This is a genomic window from Psychrobacter sp. NPDC078501 (genome assembly GCF_044900935.1).
In the GTDB taxonomy this organism is placed as follows: Bacteria; Pseudomonadota; Gammaproteobacteria; order Pseudomonadales; family Moraxellaceae; genus Psychrobacter.
In genome coordinates this window covers 380559-405119 of sequence record NZ_JBJDOS010000002.1, presented here as the reverse complement: position 1 = coordinate 405119, position 24561 = coordinate 380559, and the positions used below count along the sequence as shown (strand labels likewise).

The following is a 24561-nucleotide window of genomic DNA, read 5'->3' as shown; positions in this document are numbered from 1 at the left end:
TTGTTGTTTTCAGCTGTATAAAGTTAGACCATTTGCAATGTAATCAACAGTAACCGCTGCTGCTGCTTTTGCTGCTAGCATATGAAATTTGTTATTCTTAGTAGAGTCACCGAAGTCACTAATACCGCGAAACATCATTATAGGTTTCTCATGATTAGCGCATGCTGCAAATACACCAGCACCTTCCATATCTACTACTTCTGTTTTTCCATTGAGCTCTCGTAAGCTCTTAAACTTCTCAGGATCACGCATAAGCTTCTCACCGCTTCCGACAGTAGATGTTTTTGGTAAGAAATCTTTAGCTACTGGATTAGTTCCTACCTGCTCTGGGAAAGTAATATTTAAAATCTTATAGATGTCAGAAAGTCTATTTCTCAATAGCTCTTCATTGGATAAATATGAACTAATATCCTGCCTAGACCTTAAGCCTAATCTAGTACTTTCAGGACGAGCCTCAACTTTTCCCCCTTCAATAAAAGCTGCACCTTCGTATGCAACAACTCGTTCAGCTATAATGACCTCTCCTAATGCACATTTATCCCGCATCCCTGCCCCGATACCTAACATAATTACATTACTAGGTTTCAACTCACTAAGTAAAGCTGATGTAATTGACGAGGCATCAACATTTCCTGGGCCTCCAAAACATGCGATTGCACAATGCGCTGTTTCACCGTTAGAGCGAATCACTGGTGCCTTCCAAAAATGTACACCTATATCTGTAGTTGTATGTTGTATATCTTCAGCAATCCCAAAAGCCTGTTTCGCTGCTGCCAGTTCAACTGGTAAAGCTGTTAGAATGAGGATGTCTGGAGGTAAGGCAGCGACCCTAGCTAACTCCTCTTCGTAAAAAGTATTTACTATTCGCTTAGCAATTTTTGTAAAATCTAATACCGAATCTTCTAAAGAAAGTGAAGGGAGTATCTTGACTACTTCACCACCAGTATTCGGCATATACTTCAAAGGATCACTATGAAACTTTTCAAGAACTTTTAGCGCACCATCCCCATCCTCTTTATTTGCTCCCAGCTGTAAGTCAAGTGGTAATACGGGTAACGATTGCTTAGTCATCTTGTGTGCACGATCTAGTACACCCTTACCTCCACCCAAAGTTATCATTGCAGTTGCATGCTCAATTTGCTCAGTTCCAACATTGCTCCCTGTCAGAATATCTTCCTCTAGCGTTATATGCTCTGCAATACCGCGAGCTATCAATCCATTAAAAATCTGGCGTTGCTCTTTGCTCATTCTATTTTGCACCCGTTCACGTGATGCAATAATTTTTAAACGTACCTTTGTACTTTCATCTGGAATAAGGCGATTGATAGCTCGTAAAACTGTCCAATCAAACAATAATGGCTTTTGATTTGCATTAACTGGCTCTGCAGAGCAGTAGGCAACAAAACATCCATCAGCATCTATCACTTCTTTGACCAAAGCATCAATAAAGGTATGTGCTTTGTCTATTTTAGCATCGTCTGTGGAATTAGAAATACTACCTGCCAAAAGAATACAGCTATTTGTTAGCATACTTTAGTTACTCATTTATTTCTTTAAGTGTTAAAATATAATTATTAACGTAATGAGGGTTATATATACTTTTACAAGTACGAATAGAAACTTTGTTTACTTATATCTGATTGTAGGCAACTAATTTATGGGTTAATTCATGCTTTCTCCCATTTCACATATATGTATCCAAAAGCATACCCCCAACGGAACCATTTATCTCACTCTTTAAACCTACTAATAGACCATCTAAAATAGACTAATACAATAGAACCGCTTATAACAGACTGCTAAAATTCTAATATTTATCAAAACTAATTATGACTACGTACATACTAGACACCGAAGCAACAGGGCTTGTTGAGCCACACATGACTGAGGCAGCTGCTCTATTGTTGAGATTAATAACAGCAAGGTAGATGTACTACAAGACCCAAGAGCTAAGCGTTTTAACCCTTTGAAAGAAGTCAGCTTGGGATCTATGGCGATATCACATATATGTGATGATGATGTGGCAGATGAGCCACCTCATACAGACTTCAGACTGCCTAACAATGTTGAGTACTTGATTGGTCACAATATTGATTTTGATATGGCAGTTCTCAAAAATGCAGGCGTATCTCATACGCCTAAGTTGATATGTAGCAATGCTATGGCTAACTTCCTTCTTCCCACACTAGGGAGCCATAAGTTGGTATCTCTTCTCTATCACTTTCATCGAGATATAGCCCGCGTTCAAGCAAGGCATGCACATGCTGCCATTGCTGATGTTTACTTTACTCAGCTGGTACTTGGTAGTCTGATTGATTTGGCTAATAGTCAAGGTCATGAGATAAGTAATATGGAAAGCTTATATGAGTTTAGTCAAATAGCTCGTATACCTACACATCTAAGTTTTGGTAAACATAAGGGTGAGGCTATTGCAGATTTAGCCACTCATTCAGATGGAGCTGGATATCTAAAGTGGCTACTGAAACAGGATACGGTTGACCCTTATTTAGCTGAAGCATGTGAGCAGGCGTTAGGGTTAGTATAAAATTACTTATACACTCGTTATCACTAAAAAAATCTAGGCAGCTAAGCTTATTGTAGAATAGGCTTAGCAGATTAGAATAATCTATTCAAAATCACCAAAAATTTCAAGCGATAAACCTTACTTTTCTACTCATCAATTAAGTACTTATAGATATCACTTCGAACCTCTGTATGCATATCAAACTCGACTTTCACCACAGACACGCCAGAGATAGTGGTTTGTTCAAAGCTTTCAGCTCTCGGTGACATGTCGCCCATATAATAAAAGTCACTTCCTTCGTCATTGTGCTTCTTAATAAATAAAGGAATACGAAATCCACTATTATGAGCTTTAAATAACTGTACTTCCGGACTGTTTAACGTTCGTCTCGATTTAAACATCCAACTAAATACAGACTCATTAATGAAGTCATCTTCATATTTTATAGTGTCAGCGATGTCCTCAGATTTATGATAGTTCACAAAGATAGGACAATTGGTTTTATCTTGGCTAACCATATACCCACCAACGTTCTGAGCGAGAGGATTAACTGACTTGTTTAAAATCCTAAAAACATCTTTACGTGAATACTTGCGATATAACTGAAAACCATCGATAAAGTCAGACAGCTTGAACTGCTCACTAAATTGATGAATAGCATAATCTGTATTATCTATTAGAAACTGTACGAATGTATCGTTGGCTAAATAAACTAAGAAGTCAGGATGCCAACAGAACGTACCCTCTTCTAATTCAACCACATTAAAACCATAAATTTCACCTACAGGTTTTAGTTCTTTTTCATGTTTTTCGGTCACAAAGCCTAAGTTGAGGTTGTTAATCACTGACGATACAACTTCAGAGTTCATCTTATAACCGTATCGCTCTTTTATAGTCAATGCCAAAGCATCAACCGTAATCACTTCGTCTGCAAGAAGAGCACGTAACACCAAACTTTCTTCAATACGCTTGCTGTTATTAATGTCTTTTGAAAAGGTGCTAATTAGTTTTAGTTCGTTATCATTTAAAGCCGGTAAGGTATCTTTTTCTTGCTGTTTGGCAAAATGATAAAAAGATTTGGCATACTCCACATATGAGAAAGGATCGCGGGAACCATGATGAATAAAGTCCATCATCATAGGTGCGTAACCTAACTTATATTTAAGTAAGTTATAGTCTTTCAGTAGATCTTTTTTGGTTTGTAGATTCGCAATATCAATCGCTTGATAGATACGCTCTTTTGCAACTCTGTCAAAACTTACTGTGGACGAGCCTGGAATGAAACAACTTTCTCTAGCTAATAAGCGACGCAGTGTATCCTTGTTATAGGATTCATCACCATATAAGGCAATAGGTACCATGAAATTGTTTTTATAGTTACCAATAAAGTCGATGACGGTAAGATAGTCTTTATCTTGTGCCTTTCTTAGACCTCGACCTAGCTGCTGAACGAAAATGATTGCCGACTCTGTTGGACGCAGCATTACAATCTGATTGATACAAGGAATGTCGATTCCTTCATTAAAAATACCAACAGAAAAAATATAATTAAGCTTATCTACTGGATTACAGGATTCCAAACGTTCTATTGCAAGGTCACGTTGTTCTTCTGAGTTCTCTCCAGTCAATGCAATAGATGGTAAACCATGCCTATTAAAGATATCAGCCAAAGCCTTACATTCTTGAATATTAGAGCAGAACACAAGGCCGCGAACATCACCATTGTCACAGCCATAGCGATCGATATAGTGAAGGATGTGCTTAACACGATCTTCTCTGATAAGCAGATTGAGCATTGAAGTGTCATCTATAGATTCGCCATCAATACTTAGGTCTGTCACACCGTAATAATGAAACGGCGCTAAGATATCCATCTCTAATGCTTTCTGTAAGCGAATTTCATAGGCAATGTTATGATCAAAAATCTCAAATACATCGCTATCATCGGTCCGCTCTGGAGTTGCCGTCATGCCTAGAAGAAACTTAGGGGTAAAGTGATCCAATATTTTTTGATACGATGAGGCGCTAGCACGATGAGTCTCATCAATGACAATATAATCAAATGCATCGGGAGAAAATTTTGCTAAATGATTTTCTCTAGAGAGAGTTTGTATGGTTGAGAATATATAATCACTCTCAGAGTCCATTGATTGACCACTATATAAACCAAATGTTTTGTCATTTTTAAAAATGGATTGATAGGTCTGTAAAGCTTTCTTAGCTATGTTTGCGCGATGAACGACAAACAGTAAGCGTTTAGGATTGACATTCAGTGCATCAAAAGTAGACAGGTATGTCTTCCCGGTCCCAGTAGCAGAAATTAATAATGCTTTTTTCTTACCTTCTGCACGCAACGCTGTCAGGTTTCCCAGTGCTTCTTGCTGCATTTTATTTGGTTCAATAGAGTTTTCATACTCCTGACTGTGCTCTTGTTTTATTTGCTGAGAGAGTACCTTGGCTTGCTGGTATATTAGTTCGTAACGCTCAATAAAGTCGGATGTTACAGGCAATGCAGAGTCGAACTCTTGCGTAAATTCACGTATGGCTTGTTGAGAAAGAGAGCCAATATTGCTAGAGCTTACTTTCAAATTCCATTCTTTATTTGATGTCAAAGCATTCGCTGTTAGGTTGCTGCTGCCAATAATTAAATGATGGATATCGGATGAGCTAAATAGATATCCTTTCGCATGGAAATTAGAATCTGTTGCAATTCGCACATCTAAATTTTTAAACTTCAGTAGTTCACGTAATGCTTCTGGTTGGGTGAAATTGAGGTACTGCGAAACAAGTATACGTCCAGGAATCTCTTTTCTTTCAAGTTCCATCAACTCTTGCTTTAGACAAGCGATACCACTGGTTGTGACAAATGCAACAGAGAACCAAAACTTATCGCAGAATTGCAAATGTGTATTAATTGAAGTTAGAACCTTTCTGCCTTGACCATCATTAACTAGTAATTCTGGTTTAAAAGTATGCTTCGAAGCTCGCGTATGATCTATAAAGCCAGAGATCAGCGCATTTTGTAACTCTTGAATTTTATTGCTCATTACATAGTAGCCTTTAGCTGGTCTACAATTGGAAGATCAGCAGCAGCCCAATCCAGCGAATCAAGCTCGTTTATACCTAACCAAAGTACTTGTAAGTGTTCATTCAATAACAAAACACGGCTGTGCGTATAACAAATGAAGCTGTGCATAATAATTTTGAAGTCTGGATACACATGCTCAACTGTTAGTAATAGGCGGTCGACACTAATTGACATATTAAGCTCTTCCCTTATCTCACGAGCTAATGCCTGTTCTAGCGTTTCATCACTTTCCAACTTACCTCCTGGGAACTCAAATTTCTCAGAAAGATAATCCAGCTTATTTTTGCTACGTTGAGCGCACAGTATTTTCCCATCATTAACAACAATGGCGGCAACAACTTCTATAGTCTTCATTTTAGTCCAGTAGATAATAATAAGTTTACTTATCAGCCCCTAAGCCTAGGCAGTAAACTAGGGTTAATAGTTCGTAGTTTTATACTTGATTCTGGTGACCAGACTAAATCTTCATGTTCCACCGCTATTTGATAAGCCCACTGGCTGATTGTTTCAGAGCGAAGTTGATTGGTCGTAAAACCTATCAACTTCGCTTCCCTTTCAATCGTATGACCGTGTTTTTGATTACGTTCTAACCACTTTTCATAAAATAGCTCTTCAGCCAGATAATCACGCTTACTATTATTGCAGCTATGATCCGTAAGTACGAAATTATGAGTCGTATCAATTGGATATTTCGACCAAGGAATAAAGTGATCAACTTCGATATTGTTTACCAAGGGTTTATGACAATAGAAGCACTGTCCCTGCTGAGTATCAATCAGTATAGGTATTAATACTTTTAGACTTTGGCGCGATTGATTGAACAAGAACTGCTGCAAATCAATATCATCACTAAAATGTATTTGGTTACGACTGTTCTTACGTACGAACTCTGTCCAGTATTGCTGGCATAGCTTGTTAATTATTTTACTAAAGCGTGTAAAACAGTATGCAATACCAGGATTTAAAGTTATTACCTTTGATTTTGAGTCATAAACATATAAGAACTCACGACTAACTTTATCCTCCGCACTTTGCAGATATCTTGCGGGGTACTTTTTGATAGTCGAGGAAATATCTTTGATAGTGGATTGCCATAGTTTGATATTTTGTGTGTGAGCTATAGCTAAACTGGTTGTCTTAGTTTTATGCTGCAAATCTAGAATGCTATTAATAACACTAGCCTGCCCTGTTGTACTGCTTTGTCTTAGTACAGAATCACTACTTTGATCTGAGTATGGTAATGCTTGTGTCCAGTAAAGCTGTATAAATTGCTCTGCTAACTGCTCATAAGAAATACTGTGCTCACTATCATCATTAATTCCAGACTCTATAGACAGATTAACCATTGCCATCAATAAGGCAAATTTATAGGTCGAGGTATATGAGCTAGATTCAAGTAGCCACTGAATACGTCTTAAAAAGTTGAGCTGGAATTCTGCCATGGGCGCTATAACAATCCTTTAAAAATACAGTAGCTCATCCTAATAAAATTAGCACTGATGCTATCAAAAATATCTATATCAAGTTAGTAGAGCATCATCAAATACGAGTTCTTGAGACTGCCTGTCCTAAATTATTCTTCTTATATACAACAGCACTTACAGTAATATTTAATTAGCGCAGTTATTATAGTGTCTGATTTACACGCAGGATGTCAGTAGTTCGAAACCCGTCATCACCCACCATTATTTTAGTAAATAATCAGTATCAGTCCACTACTTGGTTAGACTACTAGCCTGTCACGCCGGGGGTCGCGGGTTCGAGTCCCGTCCGCTGCGCCATATTTAAAACGAATTTAAACTGTTAAGTTTAAGCAAGTTTCGCCTCAAACATTAGATTGTTTGAGGTTTTTTTGTGCCTGAAGTTATTCTAGAAGCCTGTGTTTATAAGGGTTGGATGTTTTACCTATGTTGACCTTTACGAAATGCTCTACTCTTTAATAATGTACTTTCTATAAGTCTGCTTGCATGCACTCTGCCTTTTGAAAATCGGTGACCAGTGCTCGGTGACCAAACGGTGACCATTTCGTTACCAATGTTGTTAAAAGTTAGTTATGGCAAACGATCCCGTTTGATAGAGCTTATTCAGCTGTTTGATTTTTAAGAACAGGAACAGAGATTGGCACCTTATAGAACTTAGTAAAGCCTTCAATCGATTTGCCAGCGGTTAAGCTGTTTGGCAGCTTATCGTCCTCATCTTGATCAGTGTAGATAACAACGCAACTAACAACCTTTGATGACTGCTCCTCTACCGTATGGTAGCCTAGCTTATCTAATATACCCACATCTCTTGCATAACCGCTTATCTGTCTAATATCATCAATGATATAGCTTAGAAGCCCGTCTTGTTGATAAGTTGGTCTGTATTTGGCATCTATAATAAGCGGTTGCATGTCATCTATTAGTAAATAGTCTGGGTACCCGTAGCTACCTTTTGCTTGAAAAAGTATCTTATCTCCATATTTATCTTTCAGAAGCCCCAATATATACAATTCAAAGAGCTTTGACATATCAATCCAGAACGGCGGTACTGATATCTTTTCAACGGTATTCTGGTCGATTTCACTGATATGATAACCAAAGCGCTTAAGAATAATCTTAGAGAGCCTTAACGCTTCCTGATACTCTTTATAAAAAGAGTTACGCTTGACTGCTTTAAGCTCATGTAAATTGACTTCATCACTAACTCTCTCGAAAGCAGGTGTGCAATAGTCAATTAAAGATTTTATTGATCCAAGATATTCTGGGTATTGAGACAAATAACGCCTAACAAAGCTTAGCGTATGCTTTAAAGCTCTATTCTCAATGCTATCAAAGCCAAACTCTTCGTAACTACAAAAGGTGTTCGTAACTTTATTTCGAACTATATTCTTTTTAATGTTTTGAGTAATTAAGACTTTACCTTTAACTCTGCCATTAAGATTACGCTCGACTTTATAATACGATTGTTTTAAGCCTTTCTTTACCAAGATTTTTAGAGTTTGAAGAAATTGCATAATCAGTAGTGGCGTTAATAAATCCATCTGCTGATTAATCTCGATAAAAGGTTCATTTAGCTTAATGTGGTATAAGTCTTTGGTATTCTTAGCAATGCTACCATGCGTAAGACATGATTGAAGCATGCCAAGGTAATCAACTTCCTGAACACTATTATTAATCTTCGGTGCAACATAAATGGCCTGTTGATTCTTAACAAGCCAATCTGCGCCTATAAAATATGACATTTTAAGCGAAAGACTTTCTCTGCCATAAAGAACCTGAATACAGCGCTCATTTTTCTTATTGTCTTGAAAAAATATATCTGAAACCTCTAAACTCTCACAAGCCAAGTCTATCTGCTTGTGTTCGCGCACAGTTTCTAAGTGGTTTGACATTATTAGCTTAGACATGAAGGTTTTTGACTACCTCTCTAGCGCTATCTAATAAAACACCGTCCTTTATGTACTCGTATAGAATGGGTTTAATCTCATATTTCAGTTTTATAGAAAGCTCTTTATAGAAATCTTCCTCGGACATATCCTTTTGAGATGGTAAGAAGTAGCTATGACCCAACTGAACGTCATCAGCATCAAAGTCAGAAGAAATTTGAGCATTATCACCTTTGAATAATTTCTCAATAGATTCGAATAGCTTTGTAGCTTTTTGAAATGTGATTACTTTTTTTGATGGCAATACGTCATAAAATGCAAAACGTCTACGAATGGCGTAATCAATGTGACCTACCGAGCGATCAGCCGTATTCATTGTGCCTATTATATATAGGTTTTTAGGGAGTTTAATATCTAGTGTATTTTCATACTCATACATAGATTCAACGCTCTCACCACGATATTCAAGCGCATAAATAAGCTCACCTAGGACAGATGGTAGGTTGGCGCGGTTTATCTCGTCAATTATAAGAACGTAATTACCATTAGGGTTATCAATAGCTTTTTTTGCAAACTTGGCGAGATTCTTATTCTCAACTTCATAGCTGATATTGCCAGAATCATTAGTCTTGACGACGATTCCTCGCACGAAGTCTTCATAGGTATAAGCAGGATGGAATTGAATGATTTCAAACTCTCCATGAGTCATAACTTCATCATTCTCAGATAACTCCTCACCATCTTTTAAATTAAAGTTGTCCCAAATGATGCTCGCAAATTCGATGAGAGTGAGATCAGTATTGAACTGTCTTTTATCGAGGTAGATATCCTTGAGCTTTATATTTTTTTCAATGGTTCCCATTTGTTTATTATAGCTACCCAATAATTTCAGAGCATTATTAAGCGCATCTACACTGTTAATAGGAAAGTATTCATCTGGAAAATAACTATGCAGCAATTTAAGAGTAAAACATGGGCCAAAAAACTTGATTGAGTTATCAAGATCGGTTCTTTGGATTAGCTTTGATAGTTCATTTGAAACTAATTCCATTGCTGATTCAGCATCGGCTGCACCTGCAACCTTATTGTTAAGCATGTATTTATTATTACTTTTGCTCCAGTATATTGGATAGTTATTCGAGAATCCTGGAGAAAATCTTCCTAAGCTCTCTAATCCTACCTCTAACCACCAGCAAAGTGAATCTTGATCTCCATGTCCAATGGCATATTCTGGCAATGAAAGGCTGCTTAATTTATCTTGAGGAAAGGATTCATAGAATCTAGATAGCAATTTATCATTTTTTGTTCTAGCTAACTTCGTTTCATTAGACTGTGTATCAAAGCTCTTAACCAAGCTATCAATTATGTCTTGAGGTGTTCCTTTACGTTCAATCTGTGTTAACTGTTTAGCAACCAGTTTAGCCAATCTGGTTTTACCTGTGCCTGGAGGTCCTTGTAATATGATTTGATGCTTGTATTTTAAGAGTTCCGATACCTCATTTATCTGATTTTCACTCATAACTTTTTCATACCATTTTTTAATGTTTATCGTAGTGTCTGCTGTCGAGCTGGCACATATACTTAAAGTTGGTTGATGATTACCACACTTTTCAACTGAGTAAATATCAGGTTGATACCAATCAAGAATTTCAACTTGACGTCTTCTCTTAAACCAACCTAATTCTGTAGTTTGCTCATCGTTTAGAAGTTCATACTTACCTAGAACTCTTATAAGAGCTATCCATTTAGCACCTCTTCTTATTGCAACAATGTCTCCAATTTTCATTGTATGCTCAAAATTCGTTTGTTGGGGATTAGAAGGGTTTGTTTCTGTCCAAACACCCATACCAATGTAGCCAACTTTTTCGAGAACTTCTTTTTCACGTTGCCAATTTATATTATCTTCATGCAGCTGCATGTGCCAAAAATTCATTCTATTCCCTTATTTTTATCAAATAGCTAGTGGCTTTTTTTCTATAGTCTTTATATTCATACTTCGACCCTTCAGGACAAACTTTTTTTAAATGATTAGTTTTTAGCTTAACCTCTGAGTCATACTTAAAAGCTGAGTTTATTTTTAAAATGCTCCAACCACTCTTTCAATCCAACGATATCAAACATTTGGGCACCGTAACCAATATTGAGCAAATCATCAGGTAAGTATTCATCGAATTTTTCGATCATCTTGTTAGGTACAGTTTGTGCAAGCTCAGTGGCGGTGGGCAACGTCTGATTGGCAAGCTTTTGTAAACATTGAGAAACCTGGATAGAATCAACCTTATCAATACGGATAACACCTGCATAAGCTTCAACAAAAAATCCATCTAGCATAAGAAAGATTTTTAAAGTATTCACGATTTTATCGCTACGCCACATAAATATGTAACTATTGCCATCTCTATCTACAATAGATCTATTACTTAAATCGTATTTGTTAAAAGTATCAATACTTTTAACAAATAAGTGTCTGGCCGTTGTATCAGCGAAATCTAGATGATGCGCGCCAACTGCAATACGATAATCGCCGTTATTCAATATCTCATACATCTCTTGGCGTACTCGGTCATGTATGGACATACTACCACTACCAAAAGCTGGAGGCTTACCACCGCCTTTGACAGAGATAACATTCACCACTTTCTTATCTATATCAACATCTTTAACTTGCCAGCGTCTACCGCCAAAAATGATGTACTGCTCAGGTAGTAACATAGTCTCGATTGGTAGCGTTCCAAGCGTCCTATTACCCGCCACAATACGATATTCTTCTGGGGTTTTGAATACTGCATAAAAAGTATAATGACCAACAATACGCTCACCAACAATACCTAACACTAATTGATTATTACCGAGTTGGGTAAGCAGTTGAGCACTTCCCATCTGGCTAAGCAGTGACTTAAAATGAATCGGTTGTATTTTTTGAAAAGGTCCTTGTTTGCATAACAGTATATAAAGCTGGTCAGCACGAATACCGCCCCATTGACCGATAGTCGCTAGTACTTGATGCAATAGCGTTGAGAAGTGATATAACGAAGTGTCCGCCGGCTCAAACCACCTATCGACAATCAACAGTCTTATCATCGCTAGTGACTGTATTAACTCAAGACGTAGATCATCAATGAGACTGGTATCTTTGCTGATTTCTTTTTCGGTAATGAGCATTCTAAGTACGGCTGAACCACCACGCCTACCTGAGCGTCCGAGTCGTTGTCGAAGACTGGCTACAGAATGCGGCGCTGTCACTTGTACCACCGTATCAACCTTACCAATATCAATTCCTAGCTCTAAGGTCATGGTACATATAGCGGTGGTTGGCAGCGCTTCTTTCTGTAGTCGTGTTTCCAAGCTTTCTCTAAGCTCTTTTGAGAGTGAGCCATGATGAGGGAAAAACTCATTGGGCATGATGTTACGCTCACATAGCTCGCTCAGCTCTGTAGCAATCATTTCTGTACGATTGCGGCTATTAGCAAATACCAGATGGCTACCGCCACGACATAAACGGTATAGGTCAGCACAGACTTGTGCTTCGGCAGTATAGGGATGCTGAATACCCATATTTTCAGAGTCAGTATCTTTAGAGAGAGAATTTTTAGAGCCAAAACTTTCAAAATTAACGTGTTCATTATTTGATCTAAGTGCTAACTGACTGGGCTCTATGTAACCTTTTATCTGCACCTTAATGCTAGCTGTTGCTTCATCCTCTTCAATGATGAAGCAAGGCAATGACTGATTAGGTCTTAGTGACTGCGGTACGCTTTTAAGTTCTCCCAACGTTGCACTCAACGCTACCCTTGGGATAGGTGAATTTAAACGTTCAGTGACATGCTCAAGCCGCGTCAAAAGTGATAGTAAATGCTGACCACGCTCACTACCTAAAAAAGCATGAAACTCATCAATAACAATATACTTTAGATTACTAAAGGCTTGTTTGACCCAACCTGCATCCCGAACCAACAAAGATTCAAGCGACTCAGGCGTAATCAAAATAATTCCGGATGGTGACTTCTTTTGTTTATTCTTTTTACTCTGTGGACTATCGCCATGCCATGGCGTCACTTGCATGTCGAGCAGATCTGCAAGACTCTCAAGCCTTCGATATTGATCATTAATTAGCGCTTTTAGTGGGCTTATATATAGAATGCCTACTCCGTTGCCCTGACCCTCTTTTTCATACCTGTCTACATTTTGGCCATCATATGACTTGATAAGGGCGCTACACGCTGGCAAAAAGAACGCTTCTGTTTTACCAGCAGCAGTCGCCGCACTAATCAGTACGTCGGTTTTTCCAGACAAAATTGGCGCGATCGCCTTAGCCTGCACTTCGCGCAATCCACTCCAACCTTGGTTAAATATCCAACGCTGTATACGGAAGTCGAGCTGGAGATGAGCGTCTCTCAAAGGTAGTTTCTCATATTTTTTATTAATATTATTAGTGACCTATAACCTAAAATCAGTAAGCTCGTCTTCTTCATCCATACCACTCATGTCAATATCCATATCGGATGGCATTTCAGATTCAATAGTTACTGACTCAATAAGTTGATCCCATGAAATGTCTGGGTTTTGGTCAATGACAGCTAACATATCCAAAAACGCTTTAATAGTATTACGAGGCGTTCTAAAGTAAGCATCACCTATCGTTTGACTACAATGCTGTAAAAAAGCTTGTAAGGATTCATCAGGTACTAGATATTCAGTTTCATCACCACCTGCATAAACATGACGCAGGTTTTTAAGTAAGATATATAACTCTTCTGGTGTGAGGCTCGCCAAATGCAATGCAGGTGAGGAATAGTCAATGACACCTGCCCGCTTGGCAAAGCTATTATCTGCTAATCGCGTTTGCAAGGCGTCATAGCTATACAAACCTTTGCGCGGATCGAGTAAAAACTCTGGCGTACCGCCCAATAAAAAACCCAGATGCTCAGCGGTACCTTGTAAGCAGTCATTTAGAATACGTAAAATCTGCTCATAATTGGCTTGGCGTGCTTGTGTACTATTAAGCTTATACAAGTTGACCATCTCATCAAGATTGACTAACAATCCTTGATAGCCTGCCTGCCGTACGAATAAACTCATTATTTTAAGCGCATCATAAAAAGAGGCATCAGATATAATAGTACGTACGCCTAAATCACGTCTAGCATCGGTCTTTGTTGAGTACTCTGCACGTAACCATCTAATCGCATTGACTTTCAGCTCATCATTACCTTCTTCGTGACCTTGCCAATAAGCTTCAATAACCTTGGCAAAATCATAGCCGCCAACCAATTCTGTTAATTCAGCCAGCTTGTGCTGGATAACCTCGTTAATAGCCTCATCAGTACTGTCTGCTTGTTTGCGTGCTTCTGTAATGAAACGCTCTACTACACTGGCCAAACCATTACCATCTGGTTTATTACGAGTAGACAAATTACGCATGAGCTCAGAATATAAGTTTCTTGCTTGTCCTGACGATGCTTGGATACGCCTGTCGGGCGACAAATCAGCATTAACAGTGACCAGTTTACGCTCGAGCGTAATCGCCCTTACCACACTTAAAAAAAAGGTCTTGCCTGAACCATATTCACCAATAATAAGACGAAACGCCGAACCGCCATCAGCGACGCGCTCAATATCGCTTATGAGCGCTTTGAGCTCATTCATACGCCCCACTTGGATATGCTGAACCCCTACCTTGGGCGTGACTCCCGCCTTCAATGATTGAATAATAGCATCACGCTCTTTTGCTCTAATTTTTTTACTGGTCATTATTCATCCTTACTGATTCTTATATTTAGTCCAATACTTTTAACTCTTCGACAATCTCATAGTCAATCACTATCTCATCCTCAGCTTCCAACACTGGGGCATCGACATTATCATACGACCAATCATTGATAGTCTCGATAGCCCCATTTATCATTAGATTTAAGGACTCACATAACACTTCAGCTTCTTCTCGTTGCCATACCTCTTTACTAATAAGCTGCTGATACAGCTTACTATGAATAGTATCTAAACCTTTAACAACAGATTCTTTAGCCCTATCAGCTTCAGTGTCATTATTTATTTGCCCACCTGATAGTGATTCATTATCCATTTCCATATCGTCATCATCTGCTGCAAATATACTTGCTAGCATTGCTTTAGCGTCGCCTGTCTCACTTTCATACGCAGCTAATAATTCTGTATTAAAAATAAACGGCTTACTATTACGATCTGAGACTTCGACATTAGCCCCAATACTATTGTCATTGGTCGTCTTTTGCTGTGTCGCATCACTAAACGTTGGCATGCTCTTTTTAGCACTGGTTAAATGATGAATATCACTAACTACTGAGTTTTTATCAAGACCTAAAGCCTGATATAACTTTTCAATTTGTTTGATTTGACTTGGCTCTACATTACCGTTAGCTAAGGCAACTGAGATGATAAAACGACTGATAAAGCTAATGTGCTTTTCATCAAGTACTGCAAGCTTTGCTTTTAGACCCGCCATATTAGAGGGGCTATTTAAGCGCCATAGCAGATAAGCTTTTAGCGACGCCTTTTCAATAGTAGTAAGCTGAGTGTCTTGCTCAATAATCGTCAGTAGCGTATCCACCTCTCTTTTATCGACATAGCCATTAATGGTTGCAACCATGGCACCCAATCTAAGCGCCAAACTGATTTGGTAAAATGACGTACTCGGTTCAAAGTCTTGACTATGACCACCATCAAATAAAACCACATATTCATCCGGTTTAAGACTGGTCTGATGATAACGCTGATCTGGTACAACACCGAAGCCAGCCAACTCAGCTAAATTGGTTATCATCTCACTATGTTTTTTAGCAAATGATTTGGGCATAGTATGTGACGACCGCTCATCCAAATATCTCCATAGCTCTTTAACTGTCGTCAGCCCTTCATCGTTTTGAGTAACAGATTCTGCCCATGCCTTAAAGTTTTGTATGACTGGATATTTTTCTCGATATGCTTGCTGCTGAATAAGCACTTTTGGCAGTAACATAATGGCGTCTATGTCTGTTGCAGAGTTATCCTCTCTCCCTAGATAGCGACTGTAAGCATCCAAAGCCTCGTTACATTGTTCGGCAATAGCGATCAGTTTTTTAATGGGTGATCTTAAGGCGCTTGGGTCTTGCAAATCATCGAGGGTAAGGTCAACACTTACAATTGATTGGCTCGCAGCATGGTAGCTAATTTTTAATTTGGTTTTATTAGGAGGGACGATAAATCCATTTGGATAGGCTTTTTGGTATAAAATCTCAAACAGATCTTTGAACTCTGATTCACAGCGCCTCGCAGGTGTTTTGAAATTATATTCATTAGAAAAAATGAGCCATTCCCATGATAAGGTAGCAGGAATAGGTAACTTTAAGGTTACCATTTTTGCTAATTGCATTTTAAAGGTTAGGTTTTGACTACTAGCTGGCGGCGGTAAGAGCTGTGCTGTTTGTATTTTTTCTTCAAATAGTGGCGAGCGTACTAGTGTCATAAACTCTAAAAAATTCGCTGAGTAGTTACTAAATGAGGACTGTTTGCCATAAATATCATGCAGCCGTAACACCTCATTATAAATATTAACGAACTCATCATCAGACACGCTATCGTTACTAATACCTTCAATCACTCTGCGTTCAAACCCACCAAAGTAAATGAAAACATATCCAATTGGTGTATTAGGATTCGCCCGATCCGAGGCCAACCAATCCAAATAAGCCCCGCGGCACGAGGGTGATAGAGCTGCATAACTTGGCCAGTAACCAAGTGACTCATCACTATAGATGTGTGAGGTGTTATAAATAACCTTTGGCGAACCGACCGATAAGCTATCATTTATTAACGAAGGCTCAGTACCGTACCCAATCAAAGTTTCAAGCTTACCACCAAAATAAAAAAAGCCCTTATCAATGATACGTCCCTGTATCTTTAGAGACTCATACCTTGATACCCAGCGCCCTAGTTTGCGATTCGATGAAGTAGTATCATGTTTTTGCTTATTCGACGAGATAACAAAGGTTGCCAGCTCACCCACATCATCTAAATGCTCATCACGATACCTACTCGTCTTGCTTTGTTTCGCATAACGATTTTGGGTGCTAGGATTAGTAAAGTTATTATGGTTTGCAACGTCTGAATCAACTTCGGTCTCTACAACAATTTTAGACGGCTTTATATCAGGCGGCAAATCTATAAAATGAGTTTTCGCCTCATCTTTTTTATCGTCATATTTCTCTCTAAATAGCGCCAATACATTTTCGATAAAGTTTTTCATTATCTATAAAACCCATTCCAAGAGAATTAGCTAAAAAAGCTGTATAGCAAGATTAGAGTTTGAGCATTTTAAGAAAATCATGTTCTGTAATAATATCGATGTCGATGCCTTCTGCAATCAGCGTCTCTGACTTACGTTGTTTACTGCTTTTATCATGTCCATTTAATAATGTTAAATCTGGTGTACCTACAACTAAATAATTGAGCTTTTTAGATACACCAGCTTTAACATGAAAACCTTGCCTTGCTGCGATATCAGCAATTTCTGCGCGTTTTATAGACAGCTCGCCTGTAAAGCAAATGTTTAATCCGAAAAACCGCCCTTGCTCATTACCTTCTATAGACCGGTTTTGAGTGAAGCGCTGTGTCCTATTATTGCTATTTCTTGGAAGAGATGGCTGAGCATTTAACCATTTTTTGATTGAAGCATTATTTTCTCTAAGAATGGTGGTCGTCACAAATCCACACGCTTTGGCGTCTTCTAGTGCATCATGATGATCAAACGCATACCGCCATTCTTTACATACATTGGCAAGATTATATCCTGATGTACTAAACCGCTGGCAGGTATCGCGTACCATGACAGAGGCATCTGCCCATTGCCAAGACGGTAGTGGCAAATCATGATCTAATAAACATTTCGTTATCGCTCTTTGATCAAAATCGGTATAACTGACCACAACATTATTACCGATAAATTGAAGAATATTGCCATAGATATCAAATATTGAAGGTGCATCTTTTATTCGGTTATTATCAATACCATGAATATCTATATTCGTTCGGCTAAAACTAGACTGTGGTCTTATAAAGCTACAGTAGGTATCTATCAGCTTACCTTTTATGTATTTCGCCATACCTATTTGACAAATAGAGCCAACGTCTGAGTTGGCAGTTTCTACGTCGATAGCCACAAAATTCATCATCTGTCCTTGTGCAAATGGTATGTAATATATCAGTTATGAATAATAATAAACTAAAATTGATATTTTTACATATCTGATTGATGGATACCGATGTAAGTTTGAATGCAATAATTCATTATCAAAAAGCTCATTTAGGGGCGCAGCTAACGCTCGGACTCTCGGATTAAGCATTAACAGTAAGTATATTTTTAATAACCGAAAAAATATAACACTAACCCTATATAGTACTAGTACTGTATAGGGTTAGTGCTTTGATTTTTACTTAGATACTGTTATTAATATTAGGGTTTATTAAGAAGATGATAATACTTGCAAGTGCTCGCCCACTATGACTCTGGCTAAGATAAATAAAATTGTATACTATAGTTCGTTTATTTACATACTACTTAGAAGCTGAAAGCATGTCAGACCTACCAGATTTTATCCAGCCTACTTCTTTTTCACCTTCCAAAATATTTGGGCAGATGAGTCCTCAAAACAGTCATAACAATATCTCTGATCCCATCAGTAGCGCACTTCCATCTCCGGTAGATATACAAACATCAAAGCCAAACAGCCTACCGGAGTTTCTACGTCTCAATGCAACGAAGTATATAGAGGATTTGACAGCCGTTCAGAGTGCCTCTGAACTACTCTCAAAGTTGAACCCACAACAAACTCTCTGGCTTGATTTGGAAATTAACCCCGAAAATGAGAAATTAATAGATGGTGCTTTCTTAATCAACGACTACTATTGGCACTTTAATGCTCAGCAATTTCGACAGCAGTCAGATGTCGTTTATGAGCTATTAAACAAAGCTGATTTTTTAGGTGGCCATCATCTAATTGAGTTTGATTTACCTCACCTATATTCGCTATTAAACGACGCATTATCGACCACTAGCTATAAACATACATTATCAACAAACCAGCTTGACGGTTCTGACAAACTGCGTGGCTGGCAAGCGAAAGCTTGGGATACACTAATACTGAGCTGCCTATTTATTCCGCACCAGCCTAGCCACGCCTTAGCTAAGCTCTACAAAGCCAATGTCGATTATAATAACCCGGTCCTTGACTGCTTAGAAAGTCGCTGTGTATTTGGGCTTTGCACACAAGCGTGGCAAATCCTACCTACCAATATGCAAATACTACTGCACAAGCTATTACCACAGCTTTTGCATTTGCATACGCTCAGCCGTCAAAACTACTTTGCTATAGATGAAGACAATATCTTTGATATAGAGGCTATCTTTGACAACTTGCCCACAGGAAATCGAACTGATCTTATCAACCTATTAGAGGGTTGTATGGGCAATAATCATGTGAGCAATAATGACAAAGCGCACTCAACACTATGGCAACATCTTGGTTTAGCCACCTTTATTAACTGGCTAAGATATTTTGATAAGCCACAAGCACGCCGTCCAGTATGGCTTATCAAGCATCCTTTCCACAGACATAGTTTTAGCCAAGCTGAAAATACTTTTTGGCATTTGCATGAGCCGAGTGAAGATTGGATTAATCAACAGTGTCATCACTTTTTTGGATTTGAGCATTTGCGCGAAGGACAGATGTCTATTGTCAAAGCAGTGCTGATGAATAAAGACATTCCTCTTGGCATATTACCAACAGGTGGCGGTAAAAGCTTGACCTTCCAGCTACCTGCACTGATATTAAGTAGGTACCAACGTCAGCTGACCGTAGTGATATCGCCTTTAAAGGCATTAATCGAAGACCAAGTTGTCAACTTACATACTGATTTGCCAGACTACGCCAATCGTATTGCTTATCTAACTTCAGGGCAGTCCATAGACACCCAAAAAGACATTTTAGACGGTATTTGGCAAGGCGATATCGATATTATTTATATGAGTCCAGAGCGGCTACGTACACATAGTATTCGTCAACTACTCAAAAATCGCCCACCAGCATTTTGGGTATTAGATGAGGCGCATACGCTTAGCCAATGGGGCACTGATTTTCGGCCAGACTTTTTGCGTATCGCCGATCACATGATGGCGTGTTATAGCGACGAGCTTCGAGAACACTTTACAAAGCAGCTTGAGCGCCAAAAAGACATTAAAGAGGGTAAACTTCAGCTTGATATGTTAGAAGTGATATCTGATCAGGACCATACTAACGCATCTAGAACAAATATTAGCAGTAACGCGTCGGAATTCTTACCACCCACCATAAGCTTAGTGACCGCTACAGCCTCCACACGTGTCAAAGATGATTTAGAGAGTGAACTGGTAAATAAGCTTACTGCCTTAACTGACAATAAACCTTTGGTACAGTATGGCACCCCTATCGAAAGCCTTAAGATTTGGCGTGACGATATTACTGCGCATTTTATAGAAGCAACCAAGGACGAGCGTGAAGCACATATCTATAACATTATAAATGAGCGCAAAGTTTGGTACGAAAACCAATATCCAGAACATCCTGAAAAAGGCGTGGCTATAGTTTATCTGCGTAACCGTAAAGGCTGTGATCAATATGCTGACGATTTCGCCCAAAAAGGCTTAATGTCCGCCGCCTATCATTCTAAATTAAATGAGGGGCAGAAAAAGAGTGTACTTGAAAAATTTAAAAATGATGAACTAGACGTAGTGGTCTGTACCAATGCTTTTGGCATGGGCATTGATAAAGAGGGCATCCATACCGTTATCCATAGCGGGCCGCCGAATAACCTTGAGTCTTATATTCAAGAGATTGGCCGTGCAGCACGTAAGTCGTACGAGGTCGGCGCAGCATATATGCTATGGGGTCAAAGAGATATTGAAGCTTTGTTTTTCCAAGAGCGTGAGTCACGCATACCAAATACAAATACCTTAAGAGACTGTTGGGCAGCCATACGTCCAGCTCTCAGTAAACCCATGCAAGATCAATGGTTCCCTAGCAGTGTACTAGCGCCTATACTTGCACCAGATGACGAGACTGAACAACTTAATACCCAAGTAAGAGTAGCTTTATTGGCGCTCGAGCGTTACGGATTGCTGACTGAAAAAGACCAGCAACCGGCTTGGATCAGTATCAAACTTTCAAGCCAACCGCCTGCCAGCCAACATACCAATATGTCTAAGCTCTATGCTCAATTACAGCAGCTTGCAGATGATACCTTAAACACGGCGACAACAAACATAGTTAGTGATAAGAATAGCAGTGACGAAGGCTTTAACAATGACAACAATACTGGCCTGACTCGCTATCATTTACCTGAATTGGCACTGGCGCTTGGCTATTCTGTTAAGTCACTATTAAAAGGGCTACGTGAGTTGGTCAATCAAGGTCATGCTCAGTGGCAAGTTGTGGTGCGTGTACGACTAAAATATACACACCGCTATTTAAAAGGTGAACTTAATCGCTTAAGCCGTATTATTACTGCTTTAGAGGAATGTCTAAATAGCAGCTATGGAGCGCTAAGTGGCATTGAAGCGATAGAAATGCAAGGCGCTACCCAGCTCAATACCAAAGCACTCGACAACTGGCTGATTCAGCAGCGCCATAATTTATCTAGTAAACGTCATATTCTACCTATGTTTCGAGCACTAGGTATCTTGAAAACGCGCAATCATGGTACAACCCAAGTGTTTGTCTCCTCTACAAATAGGACTAAGTTATGGCAAATTGATGAGGATCTGCCAGACAATTGGGAGAGCTGGGTTCGCTATGCAAAAGTGCTCGTAGAAAATTTGACACCTTTATATGAAGAGTATTTGCTACCTGCCCTACCTGATAAAAAAGATGGTGATGGTAAAGAATTCAATCTAGATACTTTAGCCCAGAAGCTACAGCGCGATCCTGATACTATCTTAACCCAACTTGAGCAATTACAGCGCTTGGAGCTGATTGAGCTTAGCCGCTTAGACGACACGCAAGATGCTATTTTCTTTATTGGCAAACACCGAAAATCCACTTCAAAGTATCATGAAAACGCCTATCAATATTTGCAAACCCATTATCAAGATCGCTGCGCTCGCATCCATATGCTGAGCTTTTGGTTACAGGCAGACGCTGATGTCCAAAAAGCGTTGATTGAGGACTACTTTACTAAGCCTCTATCGGAAGTCATCAAAACCTATATTAACAACGATATCGATGTGCATAAACCTTATATCAAAGATTATGAAAAAGAGATTTTGCCTAAATATTTTAGTGACACTCAAGTACAAATTATCAAAGAAACAAGCCGTGCGGCCATGGTACTGGCTGGTCCAGGATCTGGAAAAACCACCGTGGTGGTACATAGAGTCGCTTATCTATTAATGATAGAAGAAATCAAACCTGAGAAAATTTTGATATTGGCTTATAACCGTTTGGCAGTAGCCGAACTAAGATCGCGCTTACTGGCTTTGATTAGTTATCATGCGATCAATGTTACCATTCAGACATTCCATGGGCTGGCACGGCAAATCACAGGACTGAGTGAAAAAGACGCACCCGATGCCGCGCTTGATGAGATTGCCACGCGCATTGAGCATTTAAACCAAGAGAAAAACTTACAAAAGCGCCGTGATAATGCTCGCTATCAGTGGATGATTGAGCAGGCCATCAGTCAACTACAAGAGCGGCCGCAACACTTTCAGTACATCATGGTCGATGAGTTTCAAGATATCGATGAATATCAGTATCAAATGATTGGGCTATTAGCAGATCTACAAACACAAGATGACAATAATAGCGACACCGATGATAGCTATATTGCTATAGATGCTGATAGTGATGCTACTGATGATAACTTTGAGCAGCGCGGCTATTTGATGGTGGTTGGTGACGACGACCAGAACCTATACGCCTTTCGTGGCGCTAGCATTCAATATATCCAGCAGTTTACAGACAACTACCATGTTAATACTGAGCAAAAATACTATCTGCTCAATAACTATCGTAGTGCTAATAATATAGTCGAGCTTGCCAATGAATTTATAGCTACTACATTGCCAAGTGGTGAGCGTCTAAAGCAGGCTGAGCATAGCATCAAGGCGACTAAACCCTATCCTAGTAGTCCTATTCGCTATGGTTACTACCAGCAGACCAAAGGCGTTGACATGGCAGCATGGATCGCGTCTGATATTGAGCAGCGCTTAGCAAGTAATGAACAAAAAAATGCAGCGCCAGAAACCATAGCCGTACTAGCCCCTAAATGGTCATATTTCGATGCCATACAGCATTACCTTGAAGCTCTAAATATTAGTAGTCAGCGCTATAATGAAAATGAGCAAGTTACTCCCATAAATAGCTTTATAGGACAAGCGCTATTTAAAGATTTGAGCGCGAAACGTTTAGACTTTATTGAGGGTAATGTTGCTAAATTTTTGGAATGCTGGCGGGCCAAGCGAGGCTTAAACCATTTAGATAAAGCTTGGGAAGCAATTATCAGTTGCACTCAAGATATGGAAAATGTGACTTATGAGCAGGTATTACAAGCGATAGAGTCTATTCTATACGATGATAAAACACAGGTTATATTAATCACTTATCATAGTGCGAAAGGGATGGAGTTTGATCATGTTTATGTCATTGATGATCAACTCTCAAACTCATCTTCAAACGCTCAGGCAGATCATAGTCATGATAGACCGTTATATGTAGCACTGACGCGAGCGAAGCAAACGTTGAGCTTACTACTCCATCATAAAACGTATCACCCTACCTTAGCCAATATATTGCTTACTCATGCTGAGCAAATTGATTTACCTGTGATTAGTCCACCTTCAATGCTAACTTTTCATCGATTTATGCGTTTGGATGAGCTGGTATTGACGCCGCGCGCACTGGTCAATGACTCAGGTCGCAAGTTTGTAGAACAGACGTTTTGCCATGATAGCTGGACGAAAACACGAGATGATATTCTAGGATTGTTTGATGTCGCTTGCTATAAACAAGATAGGAAAAGCGATGGCTTTTACTCGGCTAAAGGTCAACAAGTTGCTCAATTTTCAACAGCTTTTTCTAAAGAATATTCTTCTCAAGGGCAAGGTAATCAACATCTATTGATGACTGGCTTTACAACTACCCTGTTTTATCAGCAGGATATCTCTTGGTATGAAAAATCGGGTTATCATGGCAGCGAAGGTAGCCATTATCTAATTGTGCCTTATGTTCAATTTAATATGCAGTGTAGGTAACGAACTGTGTTGAAGAACCCGTGGAGTAAACTAACGTTTTAATGAATAGTTTACAACGACCAGAAAAATCAGTACTTGTAGAATAGAATTTAAAGCAAAAGCCGTTAAGAAGCTAGCAAACAACAAAGATAATCTTAGTGTAGTGGCACAACATTTAGGAAGAATGATGCAAACACTTTATAGTTGTTAATAGCACAAAATGAATAAAGCCAAGCTTGTCGATAATAAGCAACATAGTCCTAAACTTATAATAATAAGAAAAGACAAAATTCTCAAACGTAATA

The 24561-nt window shown here is 39.0% G+C and carries 12 protein-coding genes; 2 read left to right on the top strand and 10 right to left on the bottom strand.

The annotated features are described in order from the left end of the window. Window positions 1–9: 9 nt before the first annotated feature. Window positions 10–1530, bottom strand: a complete 1521-nt coding sequence (locus tag ACI2IW_RS04665) for a hypothetical protein (RefSeq protein WP_404692815.1) — start codon at window positions 1528–1530, stop codon at window positions 10–12. 460 nt (window positions 1531–1990) lie between these two features. Here ACI2IW_RS04665 and ACI2IW_RS04660 point away from each other — a divergent pair, with 460 nt between their 5' ends. Further along, on the top strand, window positions 1991–2545 hold the full coding sequence (locus tag ACI2IW_RS04660) for a 3'-5' exonuclease (RefSeq protein WP_404692814.1): 555 nt from the start codon (window positions 1991–1993) through the stop codon (window positions 2543–2545). Window positions 2546–2670: 125 nt separating this feature from the next. Here ACI2IW_RS04660 and ACI2IW_RS04655 read toward each other — a convergent pair whose 3' ends face one another. From ACI2IW_RS04655 to ACI2IW_RS04615, 9 genes are all read right to left on the bottom strand, one after another. Further along, entirely contained in the window at window positions 2671–5571 is a 2901-nt protein-coding gene (locus ACI2IW_RS04655; protein ID WP_404692813.1) for a DUF3427 domain-containing protein, read from the bottom strand. Beyond that, window positions 5571–5966 (bottom strand): (deoxy)nucleoside triphosphate pyrophosphohydrolase, encoded by a 396-nt coding sequence (locus ACI2IW_RS04650; protein ID WP_404692812.1) that lies wholly within the window; start codon window positions 5964–5966, stop codon window positions 5571–5573. The genes ACI2IW_RS04655 and ACI2IW_RS04650 overlap by 1 nt, the downstream gene beginning before the upstream one ends. Before the next feature lie 32 nt (window positions 5967–5998). After that, the gene (locus tag ACI2IW_RS04645) at window positions 5999–7054 is read right to left on the bottom strand and encodes an HNH endonuclease domain-containing protein (RefSeq protein ID WP_404692811.1); all 1056 of its coding nucleotides are present in this window, start codon (window positions 7052–7054) and stop codon (window positions 5999–6001) included. A gap of 638 nt (window positions 7055–7692) precedes the next feature. Next, window positions 7693–8985, bottom strand: coding sequence for a hypothetical protein (locus ACI2IW_RS04640; RefSeq protein WP_404692810.1), 1293 nt, complete (start codon window positions 8983–8985; stop codon window positions 7693–7695). Between the two features lie 7 nt (window positions 8986–8992). Next, complete coding sequence (locus ACI2IW_RS04635) at window positions 8993–10912, bottom strand: AAA family ATPase (protein WP_404692809.1); 1920 nt, start codon at window positions 10910–10912, stop codon at window positions 8993–8995. Between the two features lie 125 nt (window positions 10913–11037). Continuing rightward, window positions 11038–13377 (bottom strand): DEAD/DEAH box helicase, encoded by a 2340-nt coding sequence (locus tag ACI2IW_RS04630; protein WP_404692808.1) that lies wholly within the window; start codon window positions 13375–13377, stop codon window positions 11038–11040. Between the two features lie 39 nt (window positions 13378–13416). Then, on the bottom strand, window positions 13417–14730 hold the full coding sequence (locus ACI2IW_RS04625) for an ATP-binding protein (protein ID WP_404692807.1): 1314 nt from the start codon (window positions 14728–14730) through the stop codon (window positions 13417–13419). Window positions 14731–14755: 25 nt separating this feature from the next. Continuing rightward, complete coding sequence (locus ACI2IW_RS04620) at window positions 14756–17239, bottom strand: TerB N-terminal domain-containing protein (protein ID WP_404692806.1); 2484 nt, start codon at window positions 17237–17239, stop codon at window positions 14756–14758. Window positions 17240–17291: 52 nt separating this feature from the next. Beyond that, complete coding sequence (locus ACI2IW_RS04615; protein WP_404692805.1) at window positions 17292–18164, bottom strand: exonuclease domain-containing protein; 873 nt, start codon at window positions 18162–18164, stop codon at window positions 17292–17294. 401 nt (window positions 18165–18565) lie between these two features. On the opposite strand from ACI2IW_RS04615, the gene ACI2IW_RS04610 reads away from it, so the two are divergent. Beyond that, complete coding sequence (locus ACI2IW_RS04610; RefSeq protein WP_404692804.1) at window positions 18566–24277, top strand: UvrD-helicase domain-containing protein; 5712 nt, start codon at window positions 18566–18568, stop codon at window positions 24275–24277. Window positions 24278–24561 lie beyond the last annotated feature (284 nt).